This is a genomic window from Enorma phocaeensis (assembly GCF_900186505.1).
Classification (GTDB): domain Bacteria; phylum Actinomycetota; class Coriobacteriia; order Coriobacteriales; family Coriobacteriaceae; genus Enorma; species Enorma phocaeensis.
Map to the genome: position 1 here is coordinate 773,268 of NZ_LT891970.1, position 21,974 is coordinate 795,241.

Here is a 21,974-nt window from a genome sequence, read left to right on the forward strand (position 1 = left end):
CCGCGCACCACCCCGCCCTGAAGGAGCACCATGACCAACACCGCAGCTAAAAGCTACAAGTTCGCCTCGTGGAACGTGAATGGCCTGCGCGCCGTCCTCAAAAAGGAGCCGAGCTTCACAGAGATCGCGAGCGAGCTGGACGCCGATATCTTAGCACTCCAGGAAACCAAGCTTCAGGAGGGCCAGGTCTCGCTCGACCTGCCTGGCTACCAGCAGGTTTGGAGCTACGCCGAGCGCAAGGGCTATTCCGGCACGGCCGTGTTCACGCGTGAGGAGCCGCTCTCCGTGCGCCGAGCGGACAGCCTGCTTCCGTTCGCCGGTGCAGGCGAGGTCGCCGACCTCGTGGCGGAAGCCGCAACCGAGGGCCGCGTGTGCGCACTCGAATTCGACCGGTTCTGGTTCGTGGACGTCTACACGCCCAACGCCAAGGAGGGCCTTGCCCGCATCGAAGGCCGCATGGCCTGGGACGACGCCTACCGCGCTTTCCTCAAAGGGCTCGAGGGCGAGACCGGCAAGCCGATTGTGACCTGTGGCGACTTCAATGTCGCGCACGAGGAGATCGACCTCAAGAATCCCAAGAGCAACCGCGGCAACGCAGGCTTCTCCGACGAGGAGCGCGGCAAGTTCACCGAGCTTCTGAACGCTGGCTTCACGGACACCTTCCGTGCCCTGCATCCCGATGAAGAGGGCGCCTACAGCTGGTGGAGCTACCGCTTCAACGCGCGCAAGAACAACGCCGGCTGGCGCATCGACTACTTCCTGGTAAGCGACGCTATCGCGAGCAACGTGCGCGAGGCATCCATCCGTTCGGACATCTTCGGCTCGGACCACTGCCCCGTCGAGCTCGTCATCGAGCTGTAAGAGCGGAACGAGCGGTAATCGGGAGATGCCGCGCAATCGAGGGCCGCGCGGCTCGCACATCGCCTCGGCGAGCCTTATTCGCGCAGGCGGTACTTCGCGACCACGCGGCCGATCCGATGCGTCCAGGGTTTGTAGAGCGCGACGAGGAAGACCGCCGTCGATGCCGCATGCATCAGATCGAAGGGAACTGCTGCCGCGAGCCGCGCAAGAGCCCCTGCCCATGTGAAGGGGCGCACGAACCCGATGATGTCATAGGCGTTGATCACAAAACCGTACAGCAACCCGGAACAGAAACCCCACACCGCCAGGGATGGCACGCGCACGCTCCCGTCTGCCCGGTCGAAAACTCCCGCGCCTGCCAGGACTCCGCCCGCATAGCCCACAAGCCCCCAAGCGTACATCTGCCATGGTGACCACATACCCTGGCCGAAGAAGAAGTTGCTGGTGAACGCCGCGAGCGCACCCACCATGAAACCGTTGCGCGGGCCCAGAGCGGCGCCGGCGATGATCGCGATGGCAGAGAGCGGCTTCACATCGGGTACCGGGGCGAAGAGGATGCGCCCCGCCGCGCCCAGGGCCGCAAGCACCACCGTGGGCATGATCTGACGGAGGCCCGGACGGTCCGCCTCGTACCCTGCGAAGAAGAGCGCGATGACGAGCGCCACCACGACGAGCATCAAGAGCGCCGACTGGTCGGCATCGAGCGCGGCAAGCGCGAACATCGCACAGGGGACCGCGGCGAGCAGCGGAACCTCGAGCGCGCGCAGCGCACGGACAAGGCGCGTGGCTGGACGGCCATCTCTGCCTGCGGCGCGTGCGCCCTGCGTATCACGGTCGATAGTAGACATTGCCCTGGAAGAACCTCTCTGTCGGCTCGGTCGAAGCAACCTCGCCATCGAAGATCATCGACACCTCGTCTGCCAGGTGCTCGACCAGCTCGAGGTCGTGCGTGGCAACGACGACGGTGGCGCCTTCTGCGGCGACCCCGTCAAGGAGCTCGCACACCGCGCAGCGCGCCGCCATGTCCAGCCCCTTGGTGGGTTCGTCAAGCAGCAGCACGCGGGGTTTTACCAGTAGCAGCTTCGCGAGGGCGAGGAGCTGCTGCTGGCCACCGGACAAATCGTAGGGGTGCATGGGCCCGCATCCGGCAAGGCCCACGCGCTCGAGCATCGCGCTCGCTTCCGCCTCGCCATAGCCGGCAGCCGCTCCCCACTCGGCAAGCTCGTCATCGGCCGTCTCGGCAACAAAGAGCGCACGCGGATCCTGAGGCAGCAGCGCACACGAGCGCGACGCCCGGCGCAGGCTGCCGCGCTGAAGCTTGTGCAGCCCCGCCATGAGGGCGAGCAGGGTCGACTTGCCGCAGCCGTTGCCGCCCACGAGGGCGTGCACGCTCCCCGCGCCGACGGCGAGGTCGAGGTTGCGCAAGACCCAATCGTCATCGCGGCCGTATCTGAACCACGCGCGCGAGAACTCCACCGCCCGAGACGCCGCAGCAGGCGGGATCAGCCGCCCTACCGGGGTCTGCTCGGGAGCTGGGGATGGGGGCGGCTGCTCTTCCGAGGTCGGGCGAGGTGACTCGCCCCGCCCCCGGTGACCCAGACCCGGTTCCCAGCGCCTCTCCAAATCAGACAGGTTCTCGACACGCGCGATGCGGCCCTCCTCAAGGCGGTACGCGCAAGTCGCATAATCCAGCATGGCGCGGGGCGCATGCGTGGCGACCACCACCGTGCAGCCCAGCTCGCGGTTCACGCGAAAGAGCGCGTGCAGGAAGTTCTTCTCGGCGACGGGATCCAGCTGGGCGGTCGGCTCGTCAAGCAGAAGCAACCGTGGCTGCATGACCAGGGTCGAGGCAAGCGCGAGCAGCTGCTTGCGGCCACCGGACAGCTCGGCGGTATCGGCGCGGAACCAATCCTCCATACCAAAGAAGTAGCTCGTCTCCGCCACAAGGCGGCGCATCTCGGCGCGGGGGGTCGCGAGGTTCTCCAGACCAAAGGCCATCTCGTGCCAGACGCTTTCGCACACGATCTGGTTTTCTGGGTTCTGGAACACGAAGCCCACGGCGCGCGCGGAACGCTCCGCGCCAAGATCCTCGACGGGAATGCCTTGGACAAGCACCTCGCCCGTGCGCTCCCCCGCCGGGGCGATCTCTGGCTTAGCGAGCGAGAGCAGCGTGGACTTGCCTGATCCCGTACTGCCCACGAGCAGGGTGAACGATCCCTGTTCAACCTCCCAATCGACACCATCGAGCACCGGGCGCTCCTGGCCCGGATAGGTGAAGGTCACGTTGCGAAAGGCGAGAGCGGCTGCCTGCTTGCCGGACGCGGGTCTTTGAGAGGCCCCATCCCGCGCAGCCGGGCTTAGCGAAGCTTCGTTCGGCTCGATCATCTAAAGCTCACCACCTCATACGCGTGCAACATGCAAGGCAGCGCCATCCATAGGGCATACGGCACGTAGCCCCACCACAGAACGAGCCGCGTCATGGTGGGGTAGAACGAAAACTGCACGGTAGCGGCGATGGCGATGAGCGCCATGAGGCTGGTCGACGCGAAAAGCGCCACGATGGCAGCGGCGTCGGCACCGGTAAAGTGGTAGCGGGCGTATGTCGTACGGCACGGGACCTCGCCCCAGCCGCGAGCGCGCATCGCATCGGCTGTCTCCAGCGAGTTCTCCATACTCCACCCCATAAGCACCGAGGAGGTCCGCAGACCGTCGCGCAAGGCGTCAGGCAAGGTACGACGGACGAGGGCGACCGAGGCCGATCCCTCGTCCCGCTCGCCGGCACCGGCTCGCGCCGCCTCCATGGCAACAGCGTGCACATCCATGATCGTGCGCCCTTGGCGAGCGAAGCGCGGAATGAGGCGCATGCATTGCGCGACCATGAGCGCGAGCACGGGAGCGGCGTTGCCCAAGAGCGCCATGACCTTGTCGAACGGCAACAGCTCCGCCGCCACCTGCAGCCACAGGACGCTCGCGATGAACAGCATCCCCATGCAGCAGCCGTAGCACAGGCTTTCGAGGTAGACGGCTCGCGCGCCCAACCTGAACAGCTCAGTCGAGCCCGAGGCGGAGAACAGCGGATTGAGAACGGCGATGATGAGCACCAAGGGGAGCTGCCAACGGAAGCTTGCGCACGCGGCTCCGAAGCCACGCAGGCAGACCGCGCAGGAGAATGCGCCCGCGAGCGAGAGAAAGATGAGGACGGGCTGGAACGCCCCCATGGTAAGCGCGAGGGTCACCAGCAGGTATACCGCCGGCACCGCAGGATGGGACGTGCCGAACGCCGTATGTTTGACTCTCGCGGACATCGCCACCTCCCATCACGCCAAGGCTCCAAGCATAGCGCCGCAGCGCACCCTATCATACCAACCCGACACGCCTGGACTGCGCAGTAGCTGTGGCGTTTGCGAAGGTCCGGCGATGCGCCCGGCGAACGCACCGTGCGTGGGGTATCATCGAGGGGCGCAACGCGCGGAATGCAACTGCTATCCGGGGGAGCATATGGACGCAACCGCCATCATCCTCGCCGCTGGCGAGGGTACCCGCATGAAGTCCAACCACGCCAAGGTCGCCCATCGCATCTTGGGCAAACCAATGATTTCGTGGGTAGTCGACGCCGCGCTGGCGGCCGGTTGCTCGCGCATCGTCGTGGTAGTGGGCAGCCATGCCGACGAGGTGCGCGACATCATCGACGCGACCTACCCCGGAAACGATGCCATCACCTGCGTAGAGCAGACAGAGCGCCTGGGCACCGGGCACGCCGTGCGCGTGGCGCTCGAAGCGACCGGCATCTCCGCAGGGCCGGTGGTCGTGCTCAACGGCGACCTGCCGCTCATCCAACCCGAGACCATCTCCGGTTTCGCCGCCACCGTTTCCACCGGCGAGGTCGCTGGTGCGGTCCTCTCCATGCTGCCGCCCGATCCCTTTGGCTACGGCCGCATCATCACCGACGAGAACGGCTCGCTTCTGGCGATCGTCGAGCAGAAGGACTGCACGCCTGAGCAAGCGGACATCCAGGAGAGCAACGTGGGCTGCTATGCGTTCGACGGCGCCCAGCTCGCTGCGCACATCGCCGACATCACCTGCGACAACGCCCAGGGCGAGTACTATCTGCCCGATATGCTCGAAATCCTTCGCCGCGCCGGACAGCCCGTCACATCGTTTTGCTGCGACGACTACCGCGAGGGGCTCGGTGTCAACAGCCGTGCCCAGCTTGCCGAGCTCACCGCCATCGCTCGCGACCGCATCAACGAGCACCTCATGGCCGAGGGGGTCACCTTCATCGACCCCGCGCAGGCGTGGATCGGGCCGGACGCCACGGTCGGCCGCGACACGGTGATCTGGCCGCAGACGCACATGATCGGCACCTGCGTGATCGGCCAGGACTGCGTTGTCGGTCCCAACACGCGCCTCACCAACGTCCGCTGCGGCAACGGCTGCACGCTCGACGAGACCGTCGCCATCGACGCGGTCCTCGAGAACGACGTGAACTGCGGCCCGCGCGCCTACCTGCGCCCCGGCACCCACATGCTCGACCGCTCCAAGGCCGGTACGCACGTGGAAATCAAGAAGTCGACTATCGGCGAGGGATCCAAGGTCCCCCACCTCTCCTATATTGGTGATACCACCATGGGCGCCGGCGTGAACATCGGCGCTGGGTCCATCACCTGCAACTACGACGGCGTCAACAAGCATGCGACCACGATCGGCGACGGCACCTTCATCGGGTCGGACACGATGATGGTCGCCCCCGTGAACATCGGGGCGCATGCGGTGACCGGCGCCGGCGGCACCATCACCAAGGATGTTCCTGACGGTGCGCTCGCCATCGAGCGCACCGAGCAGCGCATCATAGCCGGCTACACCGAGCGCAAGAACGCGCGGCGCTAGCCGGAGCCCGAACGCGGCAGGCAGGCAGCTCAACAAAAGGAGAAGGGGAACATGCCGACCAACGATTCGAAGAAGACCATGGAAATGGTAAAGACGCTGCGTCTTTACTCGGGCACCGCCAATCGCCCGCTCGCCGAGAAGATCGGCGAGATTCTGGGCGTGGAGCTCTCGGGCCTTGCGCTCGAGAAGTTCGCCAACGGCGAGATCTACGCCCGTTTTGACGAGACCGTACGCGGCGCCGACGTGTTCTTCGTGCAATCCATCTCCGGTGACGTGAACGACGCACTCATGGAGCTGCTCATCGCCACCGATGCCGCCAAGCGCGCATCCGCCCGCACCATCACCGCGTGCATCACGCACTACGGCTATGCCCGTCAGGACCGTAAGGCCGCCCCACGCGAGCCCATCACCGCGCGCCTCGTCGCGAACCTGCTCGAGCGCGCCGGCGTGGACCGAGTGATCACGCTCGACCTGCACCAGGGGCAGATCCAGGGCTTCTTCGACATCCCGGTGAACCACCTCTCCGCCCTGCCGCTCTTTGGCGAGTACTACAACAACATGCACTTCGATACCGACAACCTTGTTGTCGTGTCTCCGGACGTGGGACGCGCCAAGGCTGCGAAGAAGCTCTCCGACATGCTGGATTGCTCGCTCGCCATCGCGCACAAGGGCCGTCCGCGCCACAACGCAGCCGAGGTCATGGGCATCATCGGCGATATCGAGGGCAAGACCTGCATCATCAACGACGACATGATCGACACGGCGGGCACGCTCTGCGCAAGCGTTCGCGAGCTCAAGAAGATGGGCGCCGGCGACATCTACGTGTGCGCCACCCACGGCATCTTCTCCGGTCCCGCCATCGAGCGCCTGAACGATGCCCCCATCGTGGAGTGCGTGGTCACGGACTCCATCCCCGTTGAGGAGGGCGGCAAGATCAAGACCATCACGGTCGCCAACGAGTTCGCCGACGCCATCAACGCCGTGTACTATGAGAACTCCGTCTCCAAGCTCGTCGGCGGCGACTTCGCTCTGTAAAGATTGCGCAAACAAGCTTAGATTCACGCTCTAGTTAATTAACGCTTAGCGAATCGGGTCGCGGCAAAGCCGCGGCCCGATTTTTCAATCATTTCCATCTGTATTAGCCGTCCAGTTCAGATATGAACGATTTGAAGGAGCATCGATAGTAAAACGTTAATCACGAATGAGCCAAGTCATCGGTAATCCTGCGGATTTTATTTCGGATGGGGCCGACGGCAGCGCGATGGGCGCGCATACGAGCTAGAAATCGTTCATATCTGAACTGGGCGGCTAAAACTCGTTCTGTTGCTTAGAAAACATTCGCAGGCGCACACTTAAACCGGGGGCAGCCCAACTCCCATCCGTAATTGATTCAGCCATTTCTCCTGCATCTTCCGATAGCCATTGAAACGATATCTAAACTGCTTGCCCGCCGCCCTGCATATCGCTTTTGCAATCGCTTCAAGCGCTACGATGTCACGCATCTGGTCACGGTTGATTACCAGCACGGTCACGCCCATGCCCTTGATTCCGTTGTTGCGCTGCCCATCGTGTATGCGCGCGTTCTCCAGCTCATGGCCACATCCGTTGTATTCAACATCGGTCTTGGCCGCCGGAATGTAAGCGTCGCATATCGCGTAAGGCATGCCTGACGCCATAAGCACGGCATCAGCATCGAAATCAAGACGGTGGTTGAGCAGCATGCCCCCTTTCGGCAATGAGCCGCAGCCGAAACCGCCATGTCTCATTGGAGCTCCGAGCATACCGAACATCACGGTTTCCCCGGGCGAGGCAGAGCCTGGGGTCGCGATACGCACCGCCTCACGGAAAACGGCGTACCTGCTGCTCTTTGCCCAACGCGCCATCGCCTTCAGATCTGCCATCGTAACCGCCGGGTCGCAATGGTAACGAGCCTGCTCGACATCCTCGCGCGAGCGCCCATCCGGCCAGACGCCACCCCATGAGATGGGAACGGTAGCCTCCTCAGGCAGTGAATAGGTCCCCAGCAGCTCCATCAGCAGCGTAAGGACCTCACCCAGAGAGCGGTCCCGAGAATAGAGCAGCGCCGCGAACGCTGGAGCGCACGCAAACACGCCAGGACCGATACGCATCAGAGCGCCAGCGGGAAGCGAGCTTGCAACCACATGACATTCGAGAGGCTTCCTATGCCGCCGTGCAGAGGCGTCCTGTACGAGCAAATGAAGCGGCTCCCCCTCAGCTGGGTCCCAAGCTCCCAGGCGATTGAGCTCAATGAAGTCGATCTGGTCGGCATTGGGAACGCAGCCCGCGAGCGCACGGCGCTGCTCGACGCGTCCAAAAGACTCCCATGGCAGGAATCCATAGGCTCTTCGCGCCGCGCGAAGAGCCCTCAGCGATGGAATATGCGATAGCACCAACGTCCCCATGCGGAGACGTTACCACAAGCATGATACCTATGTTTACCTCGGTTTTTTAACGCTATGACGTTTGCGCACCGGTTGGATATCCGTTAGATTCGCGTTTGATTCACGGCAGGGCTTTGTTAGATTCTCATCGTCGTGAGACGTGGGCATCGGCCTAGGAGCCAAGAATCTCCTAACCGATTCGGGACATTCAGCAAACATGCGCCGAGTCGGCTCCCCAGCCGCCTAATGTGCTGTACCCTTTTGGTCGATTGAGACTTGCTAATCCAAACGCAACGGAGACGGAGCATACATGGCACAACCGACACCTAAACCCATCCGCATGATTGCGGGCCTGGGAAACCCCGGCGAGGAATATGCGAGCACCCGGCACAACGCCGGCTTCAAGACCGTGGACGAGCTCGCGCGGCGTGCGGGTGTGTCCTATTGGAAGAACCAGCTCGGTGCCGAGGTCGCTACGACCAAGGTGCGCGACGCCGAAGCCGAGGGCGGCGTGCGCGAGGTCGTGCTCGTGAAGCCGCAGAGCTTCATGAACACGAGCGGCGGCCCGATCTCCAAGCTGTGCCGCGAATACAAGGTCGCGCCCGAGGAGGTCCTCGTGGTACACGACGAGCTCGATATTCCCGAGGGCGACGTGCGTGTGAAAGTGGGCGGCGGGCACGCCGGCCACAACGGCCTGCGTTCCATCATCGACAAGCTGGGGAGCCGCGACTTCAGCCGCATCCGCGTGGGCATCGGCGAGCCCCCGGGCAAGATGCCCACGGCAGACTTCGTACTCAAGCAACTGCGCGGCAAGGATGCCAAGGCGTTCGATGACACCGTGATGCGCGCTGCCGACGCCTGCGAGCTCGCGCTCACCCACGGCGTCGTCTTCGCCCGCGACCACGTGAACGGCTCCGCCGCGAACAACGGCAAGCACTAGGGAACCGTAGGGATACTGGCTGCGCACTTCCGCGCGGGCAGCATCCCATCTCCAGGGCAATCGTACATTTTTTGCATTATTGCTATTGCTTATCGTAAGATTTCTTCATTATTACTATCTCTATCGTATGATATATGAAATTATTTTATTAATTATTATGATTTTCTACGATAAAAAATCTTATAATACATATTTCTTACGATAGCCTATTTCATTCTGAGGATTTCCTACGATAGCGCCTGAGATACTGAAGATTCTCTACGCTAGGTATTCTGAGATATGTAGAATTCTTACGATGCCTCGTAAGAAACAGGGTTTCCCTACTAAGCAAACCAATCATATGCAAGCTTGCAAAGATCACATGCGAAGTGCCGAGCCCACCCGCACCGAAGCTCCTCGAAATCTGAGCCTGCGCCACGATTCCCGCATGGCTGCCGCGTAACCGGCATGCAGCAGCCGCCTTGTCCAAATAGGCCAATAGGCTTTGCCGTAACACGCTGAATATTCCCTTCCGAGCGCTATAATCCGATAGTGTATGCGCCTACGCGTATACCCGCAGCACGGTTGCAATTTGGGATGCCGGCCGCCGCGCGCCGCGCCTGGTGCGAGGCACGGGTATTCCACGCATCCCATGGTAAGAGAGGGGTTCTATGTTCAAGATCCTGAAAAAGACGCAGTTCTCGGAGAAGGTCTTCGAGTTCCGCGTCCACGCGCCCAGGATGGCCAAGCATGCGCATGCCGGCCAGTTCCTCATGGTGCGCATCGACGAGACGGGCGAGCGCGTCCCGTTCACGTTTGCCAACTGGAACCCGGAGGAGGGCTGGGTCGAATTCATCTTCATGGTCGTCGGTAAGACCACCCAGTGCCTCTCCGAGCTCAACGAGGGCGACGAGATCCGCGACATTACCGGCCCGCTCGGCTGCCCAACCGAAGTAGAGGGCGATCGCGTTGCCGTTATCGGCGGCGGCGTGGGCCTGGCAATCGCCTACCCCGTTGCCCGCACCCTCTGCGAGCAGGGCAAGAAGGTTTCCGTCATCATGGGTGCCCGCACCAAGGACCTGCTCATCCTCTTCGAGCAGTTCGCCGCGCTGCCCCTCGAGAACCTCTTCGTCACCACCGATGACGGATCCATGGGCGAGAAGGGCGTCGTGACCCTCCCGCTGCGCCGTCTGTGCGAGACGGACGCCATCGACTCCGCCTTCTGCGTTGGCCCCGTGCCCATGATGAAGTTCTCGACCCTCACCTGCCGCGAGTTCAAGATCCCCATCGTGGCGAGCCTGAACCCCATCATGGTCGACGGCACCGGCATGTGCGGTTGCTGCCGCGTCGAGGTCGGCGGCGAGACCAAGTTCGCCTGCGTCGACGGCCCCGATTTCGATGCGAACCTCGTCGACTGGGACGACCTTGCGCATCGTCAGGCCAGCTACAAGGCCGAGGAAGCCGAATCCATCAAGCGCCATGAGGAGGATTGCGCATGCCAGAAGTAAAGTATCGCCCCAACATCGGCGCTCCCCGCACCCCCGCCAACGAGGAGCCCGCTGCTGAGCGCGCCCGCGATTTCCGCCCGGTCGACACCGGCTACACCAAGGCGGATGCCATCGCCGAGGCCAATCGCTGCCTCGACTGCAAGAAGCCGCTGTGCATGGAGGGTTGCCCGGTAGGCGTGCACATCCCGCAGTTCATCGAGAAGATCCGCGAGGAGGACTGGGGCGGCGCCCTGAAGGTCATCAAGGGCGACAATCTGCTCCCCTCCGTCTGCGGCCGCGTCTGCCCGCAGGAGAACCAGTGCGAGGGCAAGTGCATCCTCGGCAAGAAGGGCGAGCCCGTCGCCATCGGCCAGCTCGAGCGCATGCTCGGCGACATGGCCGACGAGGTCGGCGAGGCGCCCGAGTGCAAGCCGTCCAACGGCAAGAAGGTCGCCATCGTGGGTTCCGGCCCCTCCGGCATCGCCTGCGCCGGCGAGCTCGCGCGCGAGGGCTTCGAGGTCACCGTCTTCGAGGCGTTCTTCACCGGCGGCGGCGTGCTCACCTACGGCATCCCCGAGTTCCGTCTGCCCAAGGCCATCGTCAAGCGCGAGATCAAGGGCCTGGAGGAGCTGGGCGTCCACTTCGAGTACAACTCGGTCGCCGGCCGCCTCTTCGACGCCGAGGAGCTCTTCAACGAGGACGGCTTCGACGCGCTCTACCTCGCCGTCGGCGCCGGCCTGCCGCGCTTCCTGCATGTCGACGGCGAGAACCTGCCCGGCGTGTACTGCGCGAACGAGTACCTCACCCGCACGAACCTCATGAAGGCGTACGAGTTCCCCGAGTACGACACCCCCATCCGCCACGGCAAGAACGTCGTCGTCTTCGGTGGCGGCAATGTGGCCATGGACGCCGCGCGCACGGCGCTGCGCCTGGGCGCCGAGCACGTCACGCTCGCCTACCGCCGCACCGAGGCCGAGATGCCCGCCCGTAAGGCCGAGGTCCATCACGCCAAGGAGGAGGGCGTCGAGATCCTCGAGCTCTGCAACCCGCTGCGCTTCCTGCCCGGCCCGGACGGCTTCGTCTCCACGATCGAGCTCCAGCGCATGGAGCTCGGCGAGCCCGACGCCTCCGGCCGCCGTCGCCCGATTCCCATCCAGGATTCCGAGTTCGCGATCCCCTGCGACGTCGCGGTCACGGCCATCGGTACGCGCGCGAACCCGTTCGCGAAGCTCTGCGCCGACGTCGAGCTCAACCGCTGGGGCCTCATCGAGACCGATGAGAACGGCCGCACCTCGAACCCCAAGGTCTGGGCCGGCGGCGACATCGTGACCGGCGCCGCCACGGTCATCCTGGCCATGGGCGCCGGCAAGAAGGCCGCTGCCGACATCAAGGAGAAGCTGCTCGCCGAGTAGCCCCTAGGTCTACCGTGCATAAACCGGAAGGGTCCGCAGTCGAACTTGGCTGCGGACCCTTTTTTGCTCCCCATCCCCTGACCTCTACAGGGTGGGCATTTTTGAAACGGCACCCGTTAGCGCACGCACAAGCGGGATAAGAGCTTTCACTCCCTCTCATCTTTTTCCTTCAAATCCTGTGTAGTTTAATGATTCCTTAAGGGGGGCCACATTTTCTCGTAAGCTAATCACGTTGGATTCTGCACCATTAGACAATATGTAAAACAGGTCACTATGAGGCTCCCGCTCGTTCGCGCCTGCTCTACATTCACCGCTGTCGCAGCAGGTATCGCCCTGCTCGTCAGCGCACCTGAACCCGCTTTTGCCGAACCGACCCAGCACGACATCTCACATGAAGAGGTGCAGCTCCGCAGCGAGCCAGACGGTTGCCCCGGTCACGTGATTACGGGCAGCACCAGTAATCCTAAAAACAAGATTCTTATCGAGCCAGGCGAGCACGACATCACGATCAACAACGTGTACATCGAGCTCGATGAGTACAACTCGCTCATGAATGGCGACTCCCCGTTTGCCATCGGCGGCAATGCGACCGTCCACCTCACCATCGAAGGAACGAACAGCTTCGCCTCCCATGTAAACTACGGCGATTTGAATAGCACCCTAGCAGCAATCTGGGTCCAACCGGGTTCGACGCTCATCATCGACGGACCCGGTCGCTTGGTCGCAAAAGCCGATGACCCCGGTACGACCGGCCAAACTGGAGCGGCGGGCATAGGCGGAGGCTACAACCAAGATTTCGGTGACATCATCATTAACGAAGGACGCATCGAGGCCTACGGCTCCGCTGGAAGCGCCGGCATCGGCGGTGGCTATAGCACTGCAAGCGGGTCGCACAGCGGAAATATCACCATCAACGGCGGCGACGTGCGCGCCGTCGGCGGCGATGCGGATCAGACCTCTATCGGCGGTGGCGGACATGCTACCAGCGGCTTAAATAACGGCACCTTCACCACGGGTGCGGGCGGCAACGCGGTCATCTTCGCGCCCCGGGGTATCGGCGATATGTCCGGCGTAGCAGACTGGGACTGCATCCTGCTTGAATCGACGCGCGATGAGGGTACCGAAGACCAGCTCGTCAACTATTCGCAAGATCCAAACGGCAGAGTCAACGTCACTTTCAAGGGCGGAACCCCGCAGGTATACGGCGATGTGAAGGCAGACTACAACATTCAGGTGAACGCGCCCGCGTCCCTGCGCATCGAAACCGACATCGACCTTGATGGCGACCCGGATACGCCCAACAACGAGCCATCGACGCTCACCATGCTCTCGGGTACAAGGCTCATAAACAACAACGAGGCATCCGACCCCGGCATCGCCGGCATCGCCCTGATGCCCGGCTCTACGCTCGTGCTTCAAGATGGCGTGTCCCAGTGCTGGGGCAAAGGCACCATGATCGCCACTTCCGCTCAGGGTACCGTCCATGCACGCGGCAGAGTCCAACTCCCCCTCTCCGACGACATGGTTACCGTCAGCCCAACAACCTACGTCTACGATGGCAACGAGAAAATGCCTCAGGTCACCGTCGAGTTCAACAAGTGGAACTTTACTCAGAGCTTCGCGCAGGGCACGGAGTACACGGTCTCCTACGCAAACAATGTTGAAAAGGGCACAGCCACGGCCACGGCGACATCCGCCGGCGGCAACCTGCTCAACACGGTCGAGGACAATCCATCGACCGGCTCCGCAACCTTCGAAATCACCGAAGGCGACTTCACCGTATCGACCGTCTCCCGTCGTTACGTGCAGGTTGGAGAGACTCATCTGCTGTCCAAGCTTCCCAGCGCGCCCACGTTCGGCACAGGAAACCCCGCAGGTGTCGAAGGCGGCACGTTCGAGTGGTTTGCTGACGATGCGTGTACCCAGCCGCTGACCGACGAACACGTCAAGGACGCTCAGGAAGGCGCTCGGATCATCATCTGGTGGAAGTACACCCAAACTGGCAACTCCAGCGTTGTTGCATCCAAAACAGGCAGCACCACCCTCATCATGACGGATGAGAAACCGCCGCTGGTCCAGGTTGACGGCAGCGCGGACGACGTTGTAAAGCAGGCAACCTATGGCGATGCGCCCTATACGCCCCGTATTCAGATCAGCCTTGATGACGGGCGTACATGGATCGACCCAAAGAGCGACATCTCCTATGTGGTGCAAAATCAAACACCTGCTGATCGTGGCGATGTGGTAACCGTCAACCAGCAGACCGGCGAAATCTCGTTCGTGGGTGCCGGCGCCGCTACGGTCACAGCTGAAATCGAGGCGTACACCGACCCCGCAGCGACCGATGGCAACAAGGGCGACACCTATGGCCCCGCCTTCGTAACCATCGAGGTTGTTGTCTCCCCCGCACAGGTCGCCGTCAACGAAGCCACGGTCCGAGCCACCGACCGCCCCTATGACGGAACGCGCTCCGTCGAGGTCTTTGCGGAGCTCGACGGTACGGGCATCGTCGGCGACGATGCCGCTAACGGGTACATCGACCTTGCCGCCACGGGCACCGCAGCGCAACCCGAGGTGGGCGAGGACATCTCCGTCACCGTTTCATACGAGCTCAGGGGCGATAAGGCGGACGACTACGTCCTTGCGAACTCCCCTGCGACAACGGTAACCATCTCCAAAGAGCAGGCAGGCGACAGCACGCTTCAGGGCAAGACCGGTGAACTCACCATCTCTAACTGCGTCGCTGCGACGTATGTCTTCGACCTGCAGGATCTTGTACCGGATTCCAAGCCCGTAAACGATGACGATGCTCTTTATCCCGGCTGGATCATGTTCGAGAACCCCCAGGTCGCAATCTCTGACAACCGCTATTTCGACCAGGATGACATCCGTATCGACAACACCACGCAAACCCTTTACCTCACGGTGAGCGACGTCGAAGCACATGCTACAGGCGAACTGGGTACCATCACGCTCGATATGATCTCGCCCCACTTCGAGGGCATGACGGGCACAATCCGGATCATGCGTCAGGATATGCGGGTCCACACCATCACGGCGCGCGCTGGCGAAGGCGGCAGCATCTCGCCCGAAGGCGCTGTCGAAGTGGTTGATGCACACGACCAGGCATTCACGGTTACCGTCGATGAGGGCTATGAACTCGACCGACTTTTGGTCGACGGCCAACCGGTCGCGCTCGCGGACGACGGCACCTACACATTCGAGAACGTCACTGCAGACCACACCATCGAGGCTGTGTTCAAGGACCTGAACGGGAGCACCGGGAACGACGGCCAAGGAACCGGTGACTCGGGTCAAAACGGCGAACATGGCGACGGGGCAACCCCCGGCGGAGGTAGTGCAAGCGGCTCGAATAACGGCAGCGATCACGGCACGCAGGCCGGACTCCTCGGCACCGGCGACAGCCTGCCGATCGTCATCGCGCTTGTAGCCGCCGCCGGCGTTGCCATCGTCGTAATCGGCGCTCGCCTGCGTTCGAAGCGATAACCTCAGCGATAGCGCTCAACGGCCGCACCAGCGGCCATGCGCCGCGAGATCCAGCGCGAGCTTTTGGATCCAGCCGATTCTGAACACAGGGTCCTGAATACATTGGATTCTGAGCGGACCCTGAAGTTGCCTACATGCAAAACCTCTGTGCGCCATTGGCACAGTTTCGCATCAACATAGGGCGAGAAGCGTGCCGCAAGCGCACAGAGGTTTCGTCAAAGCCTATCTGAAGCGGTATCGGCGGCCGCCGCATTGGCGGCCCGGCAACCGCAGCCCCGCTGCCCGCCCGGCGCCGCCGGGGTGCGGCGCTACGCCACGTCGATGGAGACCTCGACCTCCTGCACGGGGACGTCGTAGAACGGGTCCTCGCGCCGGCCGAGGAAGTCGCGCGCCTGGTCGGGGAAGAGCGCGTAGGAAAGGACGTCTTCCTCGGTCTTCGCATACTGGGAGATCTCCTCGCGGATGCGCGGAAGCTGCGGCTCGATGAGGTCGGCTGGACGACAGGTGATGGGCTCGTCATCGCCGATGATCTTCTGCTGCACCTCCGGGTCAATCGGAGCAGGAGGCTTGCCGTACTGCCCGAGCACGTAGTCCTTGATCTCTTTGGGAACGACCTTGTAGCGCTCGCCCGAGATCACATTCATCATGGCCTGCGTGCCCACCATCTGCGAGAGCGGCGTCACGAGCGGCGGGTAGCCAAGGTCGGCGCGGACGCGCGGAACCTCAGCCAGAACGTCGTTGTACTTGTCGGATACGCCAAGGTCAGCCAGGTTGCTGATGAGGTTGGAGAGCATGCCGCCCGGCACCTTGTACAGCAGCGCCTTGGGCTCGACTTCCATAACCTTGGGGTTCAAGCCTCCCTCGGCCTTGAAGCGCTCCCTCACGGTCTGAAGGTGCTTGGCGACCTCCTCGAGCTTGCCCATGTTCAAACCGGTCTCGTAGCCCATGCCCTCAAGCGCCACCGCCATGGACTCGGTACACGGCTGCGAGGTACCGCCCGCGAATGCCGAGATGGCCGTGTCGATGATGTCCGCACCCGCGTCGATGGAGCGCAGCAGCGTCATCTCCGCGATACCGGCGGTGCAGTGCGTGTGCACCTCGACCGGCAGGTCGACGGCGTCCTTGATCTCGCCCACGAGCTCGTGGGCGACGCCGGGCTCGAGCACGCCCGCCATGTCCTTGATGCAGATGCTGTCGGCGCCTGCGGCCGCCATCTCGCGGGCGAGGCCCACGAAGTAGGGGACGGTGTGCACGTCGCTCGTGGTGTAGCAGATGGCGGCCTGGACCTCGCCGCCGGCCTCCTTGGCGGCGCGGATCGAGGTCTCGAGGTTGCGGGTGTCGTTCAGGGCGTCGAAGATGCGCAGCACGTCGATGCCGTTCTCCACGGACCTCCTGACGAACTCCTCCACCACGTCGTCGGCGTAGTTGCGGTAGCCGAGCAGGTTCTGGCCGCGCAGCAGCATCTGGAGCTTCGCGTTCCTCACGTGGGCGCGGATGGTGCGCAGGCGCTCCCACGGGTCCTCGCCGAGGTAGCGCAGGCACGAGTCGAAGGTCGCGCCGCCCCAGACCTCGAGGGCGTAGAGGCCGCAGCTGTCGAGGTCCTCGAGCACGGGTAGCATGTCCGCGATGGGCATACGCGTGGCGATCTGGCTCTGCTGGCCGTCGCGCAGCGCGGTCTCGGTAAACTTCACCTGCTTTGTCATGGTTGGCTATAACCCCCTTGTTCGATGATGGTTGCGATTCTCGCCTGCATTTCCTCTACGGTGTGCGCGCGCGAACGGGCACACGCCTTGGCCTCGCCGCCGCATATCAGACAGCGGCGCAGCGGCAGCCCCAAATTCCTTCGCGAGATGGAGTTCACCGCAGCCTGGCCCGGCATGTCATCCGCTCGCGCGAGCACATCCAGGTCGCCAAGGCGACCCAGGGGATGCCCCTCTTCGATCCCCACCATGCGGAGCTTGAGCTCGTGCGCAGGCAGCTCCACAAGCGCATAGTACTCGGGTCCCGTGGCATCGTTCGTGCGGCGACGCTCGCGCACGGCCACGTCAGCCAGCTCGGACTCCGCTGCGCACACCAGCTCGTCGAACACGCGCTCGAGCACAGGGCTCGTCTTGACCGGACCGGGAATCGAAAGCGTGAGACACAGCAGCGCCTCGTTTTGCCTAGCCGCCGCGAGCATCGCGCGCAGAGAGTCCACGCGACGCTCGCGGGCGGCAAGCATATCGGGGAGCGCTACCTCAGGCCCTTGAAACACGACGGCAGCATAGCCATCCGGTAAGGAGACAAGGTGACCGGATTCACATGCCATGGCACTCCCCTTTCTTCCCGTCGTGCCGATGCCTGGGTTACGTGGTTAAGCTGCTGAGCTACGCGCAGTTGTACACCGCGTCGATGAGCGTGCCATCGCGGTACTCGATGAGCGCCACGGGCTTATCGCCGAACTTGATGGGCTCGGGCTTGCCCACGATCGCGTACGCGCGATCACGCAGCTCCTCGATGGTGAACTGCGGGACCTTGAGGTCCTTGAAGGCCTCGATGAGGTCGGTGCGCGCCGGATTGACGGCGATGCCCACCTCGGTCACGAGCACATCGATGCTGGAGCCGGGGGTGACCACCGTGGTGACCTTGTCCACGACCGTTGGGATGCGGCCGCGGATGAGCGGGGCCACGATGATGGCCATCTTGGAGCCGGCAGCGGCGTCGCAGTGGCCGCCGGAAGCGCCGCGGATCACGCCGTCGGAGCCGGTGATGACGTTGACGTTGAAGTCGGTGTCGATCTCCAGCGCCGAGAGGATGACCATGTCGAGGCGGTTGACCATGGCGCCCTTGGAAAGCGGCGAGGCGTACATGGACGCATCGATCTCCAGGTGCGTGGCGTTGCGGGCGAGCGACGCGCCGGACGGCGTGTCGAAGTCCTGCACGTCGGTGATGGCACCCACAAGGCCTTCGTCGAGCAGCTCGACCATGGAATTGGTGATGCCGCCGAGCGCGAACGATGCGTGCACGCCCTGCTCGATCATGCCCTCGCGCAGGAAGCGGGTGACCGCGAGCGAGGCGCCGCCGGTACCGGTCTGGAAGGAGAATCCCTCCTTGAAGTACGGCGAGGCCATCATGACCTTGGCCGCGTACTCGGCGATGATGAGCTCCTTGGGGTTCTTGGTGAAGCGCGTGGCGCCCTTCGCGATGCCCTTGGGGTCGCCGATGGCGTCGACCTTCACCACGTAGTCGACCTTGGACTGCGGGATGGAGATCTTGGTGTTGATGTAGGGCACGAGGTTGTCGGTGACGAGCACCACCTGGTCGGCGTAGTCGGCATCCATGAGGGCGTAGCCGAGCGAACCGCAGGCAGAGGGGCCCTCGAAGCCGTTGGCGTTACCGTACTCGTCGCAGCAGGGCGCACCCAGGAAGGCCACGTCGATGTGGATGTCGCCACGCTCGATGGCGCGCGCACGACCACCGTGGCTGCGGATGATGACGGGCTCGTCCATGATGCCGGACGAGATGGCCGCACCGAGCTTGTCGCGCAGGCCGGACGAGGTGATGTGGGTCACGACTCCGTTCTTGATGTGGTCGATGAGCGGCGCGTGCACGTTTGCGATGGAGCTAGGCGCGATGGAGATGTCCTTGATACCCATACGGGCGATCTCATCGAGCACCATGTTCATCACGTAGTCGCCCTCGCGGAAGTGATGATGGAACGAGATGGTCATGCCGTCCTTGATGCCGGTCTTCACGATGGCATCGTGGATGGAGTCGAGGAGCTTCGACTCACCCGGCTTGCTCGGATTCACGGTGTGCACCGCAGCATTGAACGGCTTAACGTTCTCGAATTCGGAACCGAAGACGCCGAACTGCTCGGCATACGTGTCGGGGATCTCCCGACCGACCTTGTTTAGAGCCATTAGAGATCCTCCTCCCCAATAAGGCCGGACGCCTTAGCAAGCGTGATGGTACGCTCGGCACGGGCGATAACGGGCTTGTCGACCATCTTGCCGCGGACGGATACAACGCCAAGGCCCTTCTCCTCGGCCTCGCGCGCAGCCCAGACGATCTCCTTGGACTTCTGGATCTCCTTCTCGGAGGGCGCGTACACCTCGTTGACCACAGGGATCTGGCGCGGGTTGATGACGGACTTGCCGTCGAAGCCGAGCATCTTGATGTGCTCGACCTCGGCGCGGAAGCCGTCCATGTTGTCCACATCGGAGAAGACCGTATCGACGGCGGCGACGCCAGCCACGCGGGCGGCGTGCAGGATCATCTCGCGGGCGAAGTAGAGCTGCATGTTGTCGCCGTAGGCGCGGAACGTCTTGAGGTTGGTGACGTAGTCCTCCGCACCGAGGGCGATGCCGCACACGCGCGGGGAAGCGGTGGCGATCGAGAGCGCGTTCAGCACGCCCTCGGCGGACTCGATGGCGGCGAAGATGCCGGTGGAGCCCACCTCGCGGCCGCAGGCCTTCTCGACCTCGGTGATGACCTCGTCGGCGTCGATGACGTCCTGGGCGCACTCGGTCTTGGGCAGGCGGATCACGTCGACGCCGGCGCGCACGACCGCATCGATGTCGAGCTTGCCCACCGTGTTAAGGTCGTTGATGCGCACGATGGTCTCGCAGTTACCGTAATCGAACGTCTTGAGCGCAAAGTGCACGAGAGCGCGCGCGGTGTCCTTCTCCTTGATGGAGACGGCGTCCTCGAGATCGAACATGAGCGAGTCCGCGCCGTACAGACCGGCATCGCGGAGCATGGCCGGGTTGGCGCCCGGCATGAACATCATGGTTCTCCTTAGGCGTTCCATGCGTCGATCTCCTTCCAGTCGAACTCGCCGTCCTTCCCGGCGGCACGGTACACGGCCGCGATGGTGCGCGCCTGCACAGTGCAGTCGAGCGCACCCTTGTCGATGGCCGTAACGCAGACGCCGGTAACACCCAGGTTGGCAAGGGTCTGCTCAATGACCTCGCGAATGCGCGCGCCGAATGCCTTCTCGACACTGCTCTCGAGGTTGATCTCGACGGTGTCGCCGCCGACGGGATCGATGGTGACCATGATGTCACTCGATTCGGTGGTGCCGGCAACCGCCTGCTGCTTTAGCTCCATAGCTACCTTCACTCCAATCCCAAACTCACATTCAGACGAATACAACGAATCCAGCGGAGCGTCTGTCGTGCCAGCGTCTGCACCCGCAGCGCGATGGGCGCTCAAAGATAGACGTACTTAGTTGCCGCTCTTCGGAGCGAAGATCTTCGACAGCGCGAGCGACACGAGGTAGATGACGATCATGACGACGAAGATCCCGCCCCAGCCCACGCCGAGGAGCTCGAAGGCGGCCATGAGGTTCTCAGTCATATGCGAGCCTCCCTACATAAGAAGTCCGAGCACGAGGCCGCCGGCCACGACCGACGCGATCTGCCCGGCGACGTTCGCGGCGCTGGCCTGCATGAGGATGAAGTTCTGCGGGTCGGCCTCGGTGGCGAGCTTCTGCACCACGCGCGAGCTCATGGGGAAGGCCGAGATGCCGGCCGCGCCCACCATGGGGTTGATCTTCTCCCTGCGGAAGAGGTTCAAGATCTTGGCGAACATGACGCCGCCCACGGTGTCCATCACGAAGCCCACGAGGCCGAGCCCCATGACGATGAGGGTGTCGACCTGCAGGAAGTCGTGATACTCCATCTTCACGGACACGCAGAGGCCCAAGAGGATCGAGATGAGGTTCACGAGCTCGTTCTGCGCCGACTTGGAGAGCGAGTCGAGCACGCCGCACTCGCGCAGCAGGTTGCCGAACATGAGGAAGCCCACGAGCGGGAGCGACGCCGGCGCGATGAGGCCGGCGATGACGCAGATCGTGATCGGGAAGAGGATCTTGGCCGTCTTGGACACCGCGAGCGGGTTGTACGCCATGCGGATCTGGCGCTCCTTCTTGGTGGTCACGGCCTTGATGGCGACCGGCTGGATGATGGGCACGAGCGCCATGTAGGAGTAGGCGGCCACCATGATGGCGCCCATGTACTTCGACCCCAGGCTGTTCGCCACGAAGATCGAGGTGGGGCCGTCCGCGGCGGCGATGATGCCCGTCGAGGCGGCGTCGACCATGTCGAAGCCCAGGAGCGTCGCCACGATGATGACGAAGAAGATGCCGAACTGCGCAGCGGCGCCGAACAGCAGCAGGAACGGGCTCGAGAGCAGGGGCCCGAAGTCGATCATCGCGCCGATGCCGATGAAGAGCAGGAGCGGGAAGAGCTCCGTCTCGATGCCCATGTTGAACAGGGCGGTGAAGGGGCCCGCCTCCCCGATCACGCCCGAGAACGGGATGTTCACGAGGATGGTGCCGAGGCCCATGGGCACGAGCAGGGTGGGCTCGTACTCCTTCTTGATGCCGAGGTACATGAGGATGCAGCCGATGAGCATCATGACGATGCGGCCGGGCTCCTCGGCGAGGCCGATAACGCCCGCGGTGAGGACGTCGACGGCCGTCATGAGAATGTCCACTGTGGCTCCTTCCTTGACG

18 protein-coding genes are annotated in these 21,974 nt (G+C 63.2%); 7 read left to right on the top strand and 11 right to left on the bottom strand.

Features of this window, described 5'->3' with window-relative positions; translation table 11 throughout:
* The first annotated feature begins 30 nt into the window (after positions 1–30).
* Complete coding sequence (locus tag C1717_RS09550; RefSeq protein ID WP_102372936.1) at positions 31–861, top strand: exodeoxyribonuclease III; 831 nt, start codon at positions 31–33, stop codon at positions 859–861.
* Between the two features lie 74 nt (positions 862–935).
* On the opposite strand, the gene C1717_RS09555 is transcribed toward C1717_RS09550, so the two are convergent.
* From C1717_RS09555 to C1717_RS09565, 3 genes are read right to left on the bottom strand one after another with little or no spacing between them, the layout of a single operon-like run.
* Positions 936–1,709 carry a DUF6580 family putative transport protein gene (locus C1717_RS09555; protein WP_102372937.1) on the bottom strand — a complete coding sequence of 258 codons (774 nt, stop codon included), beginning with the start codon at positions 1,707–1,709 and terminating at the stop codon, positions 936–938.
* On the bottom strand, positions 1,690–3,246 hold the full coding sequence (locus tag C1717_RS09560; RefSeq protein ID WP_102372938.1) for an ABC transporter ATP-binding protein: 1,557 nt from the start codon (positions 3,244–3,246) through the stop codon (positions 1,690–1,692). The genes C1717_RS09555 and C1717_RS09560 overlap by 20 nt, the downstream gene beginning before the upstream one ends.
* Positions 3,243–4,166, bottom strand: coding sequence for an energy-coupling factor transporter transmembrane component T (locus C1717_RS09565; protein ID WP_102372939.1), 924 nt, complete (start codon positions 4,164–4,166; stop codon positions 3,243–3,245). The genes C1717_RS09560 and C1717_RS09565 overlap by 4 nt, the downstream gene beginning before the upstream one ends.
* Positions 4,167–4,359: 193 nt before the next feature.
* Here C1717_RS09565 and glmU point away from each other — a divergent pair, with 193 nt between their 5' ends.
* Positions 4,360–5,748 (top strand): bifunctional UDP-N-acetylglucosamine diphosphorylase/glucosamine-1-phosphate N-acetyltransferase GlmU, encoded by a 1,389-nt coding sequence (glmU, locus tag C1717_RS09570; protein WP_102372940.1) that lies wholly within the window; start codon positions 4,360–4,362, stop codon positions 5,746–5,748.
* Positions 5,749–5,799: 51 nt separating this feature from the next.
* Entirely contained in the window at positions 5,800–6,783 is a 984-nt protein-coding gene (locus C1717_RS09575; RefSeq protein WP_102372941.1) for a ribose-phosphate diphosphokinase, read from the top strand.
* A 317-nt stretch (positions 6,784–7,100) separates the two neighbouring features.
* On the opposite strand, the gene C1717_RS09580 is transcribed toward C1717_RS09575, so the two are convergent.
* Positions 7,101–7,781, bottom strand: a complete 681-nt coding sequence (locus C1717_RS09580; RefSeq protein ID WP_245859623.1) for a PDDEXK family nuclease — start codon at positions 7,779–7,781, stop codon at positions 7,101–7,103.
* A gap of 679 nt (positions 7,782–8,460) precedes the next feature.
* On the opposite strand from C1717_RS09580, the gene pth reads away from it, so the two are divergent.
* From pth to C1717_RS09600, 4 genes are all read left to right on the top strand, one after another.
* Complete coding sequence (gene pth, locus C1717_RS09585) at positions 8,461–9,090, top strand: aminoacyl-tRNA hydrolase (RefSeq protein ID WP_180965915.1); 630 nt, start codon at positions 8,461–8,463, stop codon at positions 9,088–9,090.
* Positions 9,091–9,740: 650 nt separating this feature from the next.
* Entirely contained in the window at positions 9,741–10,577 is an 837-nt protein-coding gene (locus tag C1717_RS09590) for a sulfide/dihydroorotate dehydrogenase-like FAD/NAD-binding protein (RefSeq protein ID WP_102372942.1), read from the top strand.
* Positions 10,565–11,968 carry an NADPH-dependent glutamate synthase gene (gene gltA / locus C1717_RS09595; RefSeq protein ID WP_102372943.1) on the top strand — a complete coding sequence of 468 codons (1,404 nt, stop codon included), beginning with the start codon at positions 10,565–10,567 and terminating at the stop codon, positions 11,966–11,968. Before C1717_RS09590 ends, gltA begins: the two co-directional genes overlap by 13 nt.
* Positions 11,969–12,241: 273 nt before the next feature.
* Positions 12,242–15,475, top strand: coding sequence for a YDG domain-containing protein (locus tag C1717_RS09600; protein WP_102372944.1), 3,234 nt, complete (start codon positions 12,242–12,244; stop codon positions 15,473–15,475).
* Between the two features lie 308 nt (positions 15,476–15,783).
* Here the strand turns inward: C1717_RS09600 and C1717_RS09605 are convergent, their stop codons facing one another.
* The 7 genes from C1717_RS09605 to C1717_RS09630 all read right to left on the bottom strand — a co-directional run bounded on the left by C1717_RS09605 (position 15,784) and on the right by C1717_RS09630 (position 21,955).
* Positions 15,784–17,178 (bottom strand): oxaloacetate decarboxylase subunit alpha, encoded by a 1,395-nt coding sequence (locus C1717_RS09605; RefSeq protein WP_102372945.1) that lies wholly within the window; start codon positions 17,176–17,178, stop codon positions 15,784–15,786.
* Entirely contained in the window at positions 17,175–17,783 is a 609-nt protein-coding gene (gene citX, locus C1717_RS09610) for a citrate lyase holo-[acyl-carrier protein] synthase (protein WP_102372946.1), read from the bottom strand. The genes C1717_RS09605 and citX overlap by 4 nt, the downstream gene beginning before the upstream one ends.
* Positions 17,784–17,841: 58 nt before the next feature.
* Positions 17,842–19,377, bottom strand: a complete 1,536-nt coding sequence (citF, locus tag C1717_RS09615; RefSeq protein ID WP_102372947.1) for a citrate lyase subunit alpha — start codon at positions 19,375–19,377, stop codon at positions 17,842–17,844.
* Complete coding sequence (locus tag C1717_RS09620) at positions 19,377–20,246, bottom strand: aldolase/citrate lyase family protein (RefSeq protein ID WP_245859630.1); 870 nt, start codon at positions 20,244–20,246, stop codon at positions 19,377–19,379. The genes citF and C1717_RS09620 overlap by 1 nt, the downstream gene beginning before the upstream one ends.
* An 8-nt stretch (positions 20,247–20,254) precedes the next feature.
* Positions 20,255–20,566, bottom strand: a complete 312-nt coding sequence (gene citD / locus C1717_RS09625) for a citrate lyase acyl carrier protein (protein ID WP_102372949.1) — start codon at positions 20,564–20,566, stop codon at positions 20,255–20,257.
* Positions 20,567–20,683: 117 nt separating this feature from the next.
* The gene (locus C1717_RS10935) at positions 20,684–20,815 is read right to left on the bottom strand and encodes an OadG-related small transporter subunit (protein ID WP_281255286.1); all 132 of its coding nucleotides are present in this window, start codon (positions 20,813–20,815) and stop codon (positions 20,684–20,686) included.
* A gap of 12 nt (positions 20,816–20,827) precedes the next feature.
* Positions 20,828–21,955, bottom strand: coding sequence for a sodium ion-translocating decarboxylase subunit beta (locus tag C1717_RS09630; protein WP_245859634.1), 1,128 nt, complete (start codon positions 21,953–21,955; stop codon positions 20,828–20,830).
* Positions 21,956–21,974: the final 19 nt, after the last annotated feature.

What these genes read in the sequence shown, in the direction of transcription:
- C1717_RS09620 (WP_245859630.1), bottom strand. Translation starts at nt 20,246, where the DNA reads ATGATGTTCATGCCGGGCGCCAACCCGGCCATGCTCCGCGATGCCGGT.
- gltA (WP_102372943.1), top strand. Translation starts at nt 10,565, where the DNA reads ATGCCAGAAGTAAAGTATCGCCCCAACATCGGCGCTCCCCGCACCCCC.
- C1717_RS09600 (WP_102372944.1), top strand. Translation starts at nt 12,242, where the DNA reads ATGAGGCTCCCGCTCGTTCGCGCCTGCTCTACATTCACCGCTGTCGCA.
- C1717_RS10935 (WP_281255286.1), bottom strand. Translation starts at nt 20,815, where the DNA reads ATGACTGAGAACCTCATGGCCGCCTTCGAGCTCCTCGGCGTGGGCTGG.
- citD (WP_102372949.1), bottom strand. Translation starts at nt 20,566, where the DNA reads ATGGAGCTAAAGCAGCAGGCGGTTGCCGGCACCACCGAATCGAGTGAC.
- pth (WP_180965915.1), top strand. Translation starts at nt 8,461, where the DNA reads ATGGCACAACCGACACCTAAACCCATCCGCATGATTGCGGGCCTGGGA.
- C1717_RS09560 (WP_102372938.1), bottom strand. Translation starts at nt 3,246, where the DNA reads ATGATCGAGCCGAACGAAGCTTCGCTAAGCCCGGCTGCGCGGGATGGG.
- C1717_RS09575 (WP_102372941.1), top strand. Translation starts at nt 5,800, where the DNA reads ATGCCGACCAACGATTCGAAGAAGACCATGGAAATGGTAAAGACGCTG.
- C1717_RS09550 (WP_102372936.1), top strand. Translation starts at nt 31, where the DNA reads ATGACCAACACCGCAGCTAAAAGCTACAAGTTCGCCTCGTGGAACGTG.
- citF (WP_102372947.1), bottom strand. Translation starts at nt 19,377, where the DNA reads ATGGCTCTAAACAAGGTCGGTCGGGAGATCCCCGACACGTATGCCGAG.
- C1717_RS09580 (WP_245859623.1), bottom strand. Translation starts at nt 7,781, where the DNA reads ATGGAGCTGCTGGGGACCTATTCACTGCCTGAGGAGGCTACCGTTCCC.
- C1717_RS09555 (WP_102372937.1), bottom strand. Translation starts at nt 1,709, where the DNA reads ATGTCTACTATCGACCGTGATACGCAGGGCGCACGCGCCGCAGGCAGA.
- C1717_RS09605 (WP_102372945.1), bottom strand. Translation starts at nt 17,178, where the DNA reads ATGACAAAGCAGGTGAAGTTTACCGAGACCGCGCTGCGCGACGGCCAG.
- citX (WP_102372946.1), bottom strand. Translation starts at nt 17,783, where the DNA reads ATGGCATGTGAATCCGGTCACCTTGTCTCCTTACCGGATGGCTATGCT.
- glmU (WP_102372940.1), top strand. Translation starts at nt 4,360, where the DNA reads ATGGACGCAACCGCCATCATCCTCGCCGCTGGCGAGGGTACCCGCATG.
- C1717_RS09565 (WP_102372939.1), bottom strand. Translation starts at nt 4,166, where the DNA reads ATGTCCGCGAGAGTCAAACATACGGCGTTCGGCACGTCCCATCCTGCG.
- C1717_RS09590 (WP_102372942.1), top strand. Translation starts at nt 9,741, where the DNA reads ATGTTCAAGATCCTGAAAAAGACGCAGTTCTCGGAGAAGGTCTTCGAG.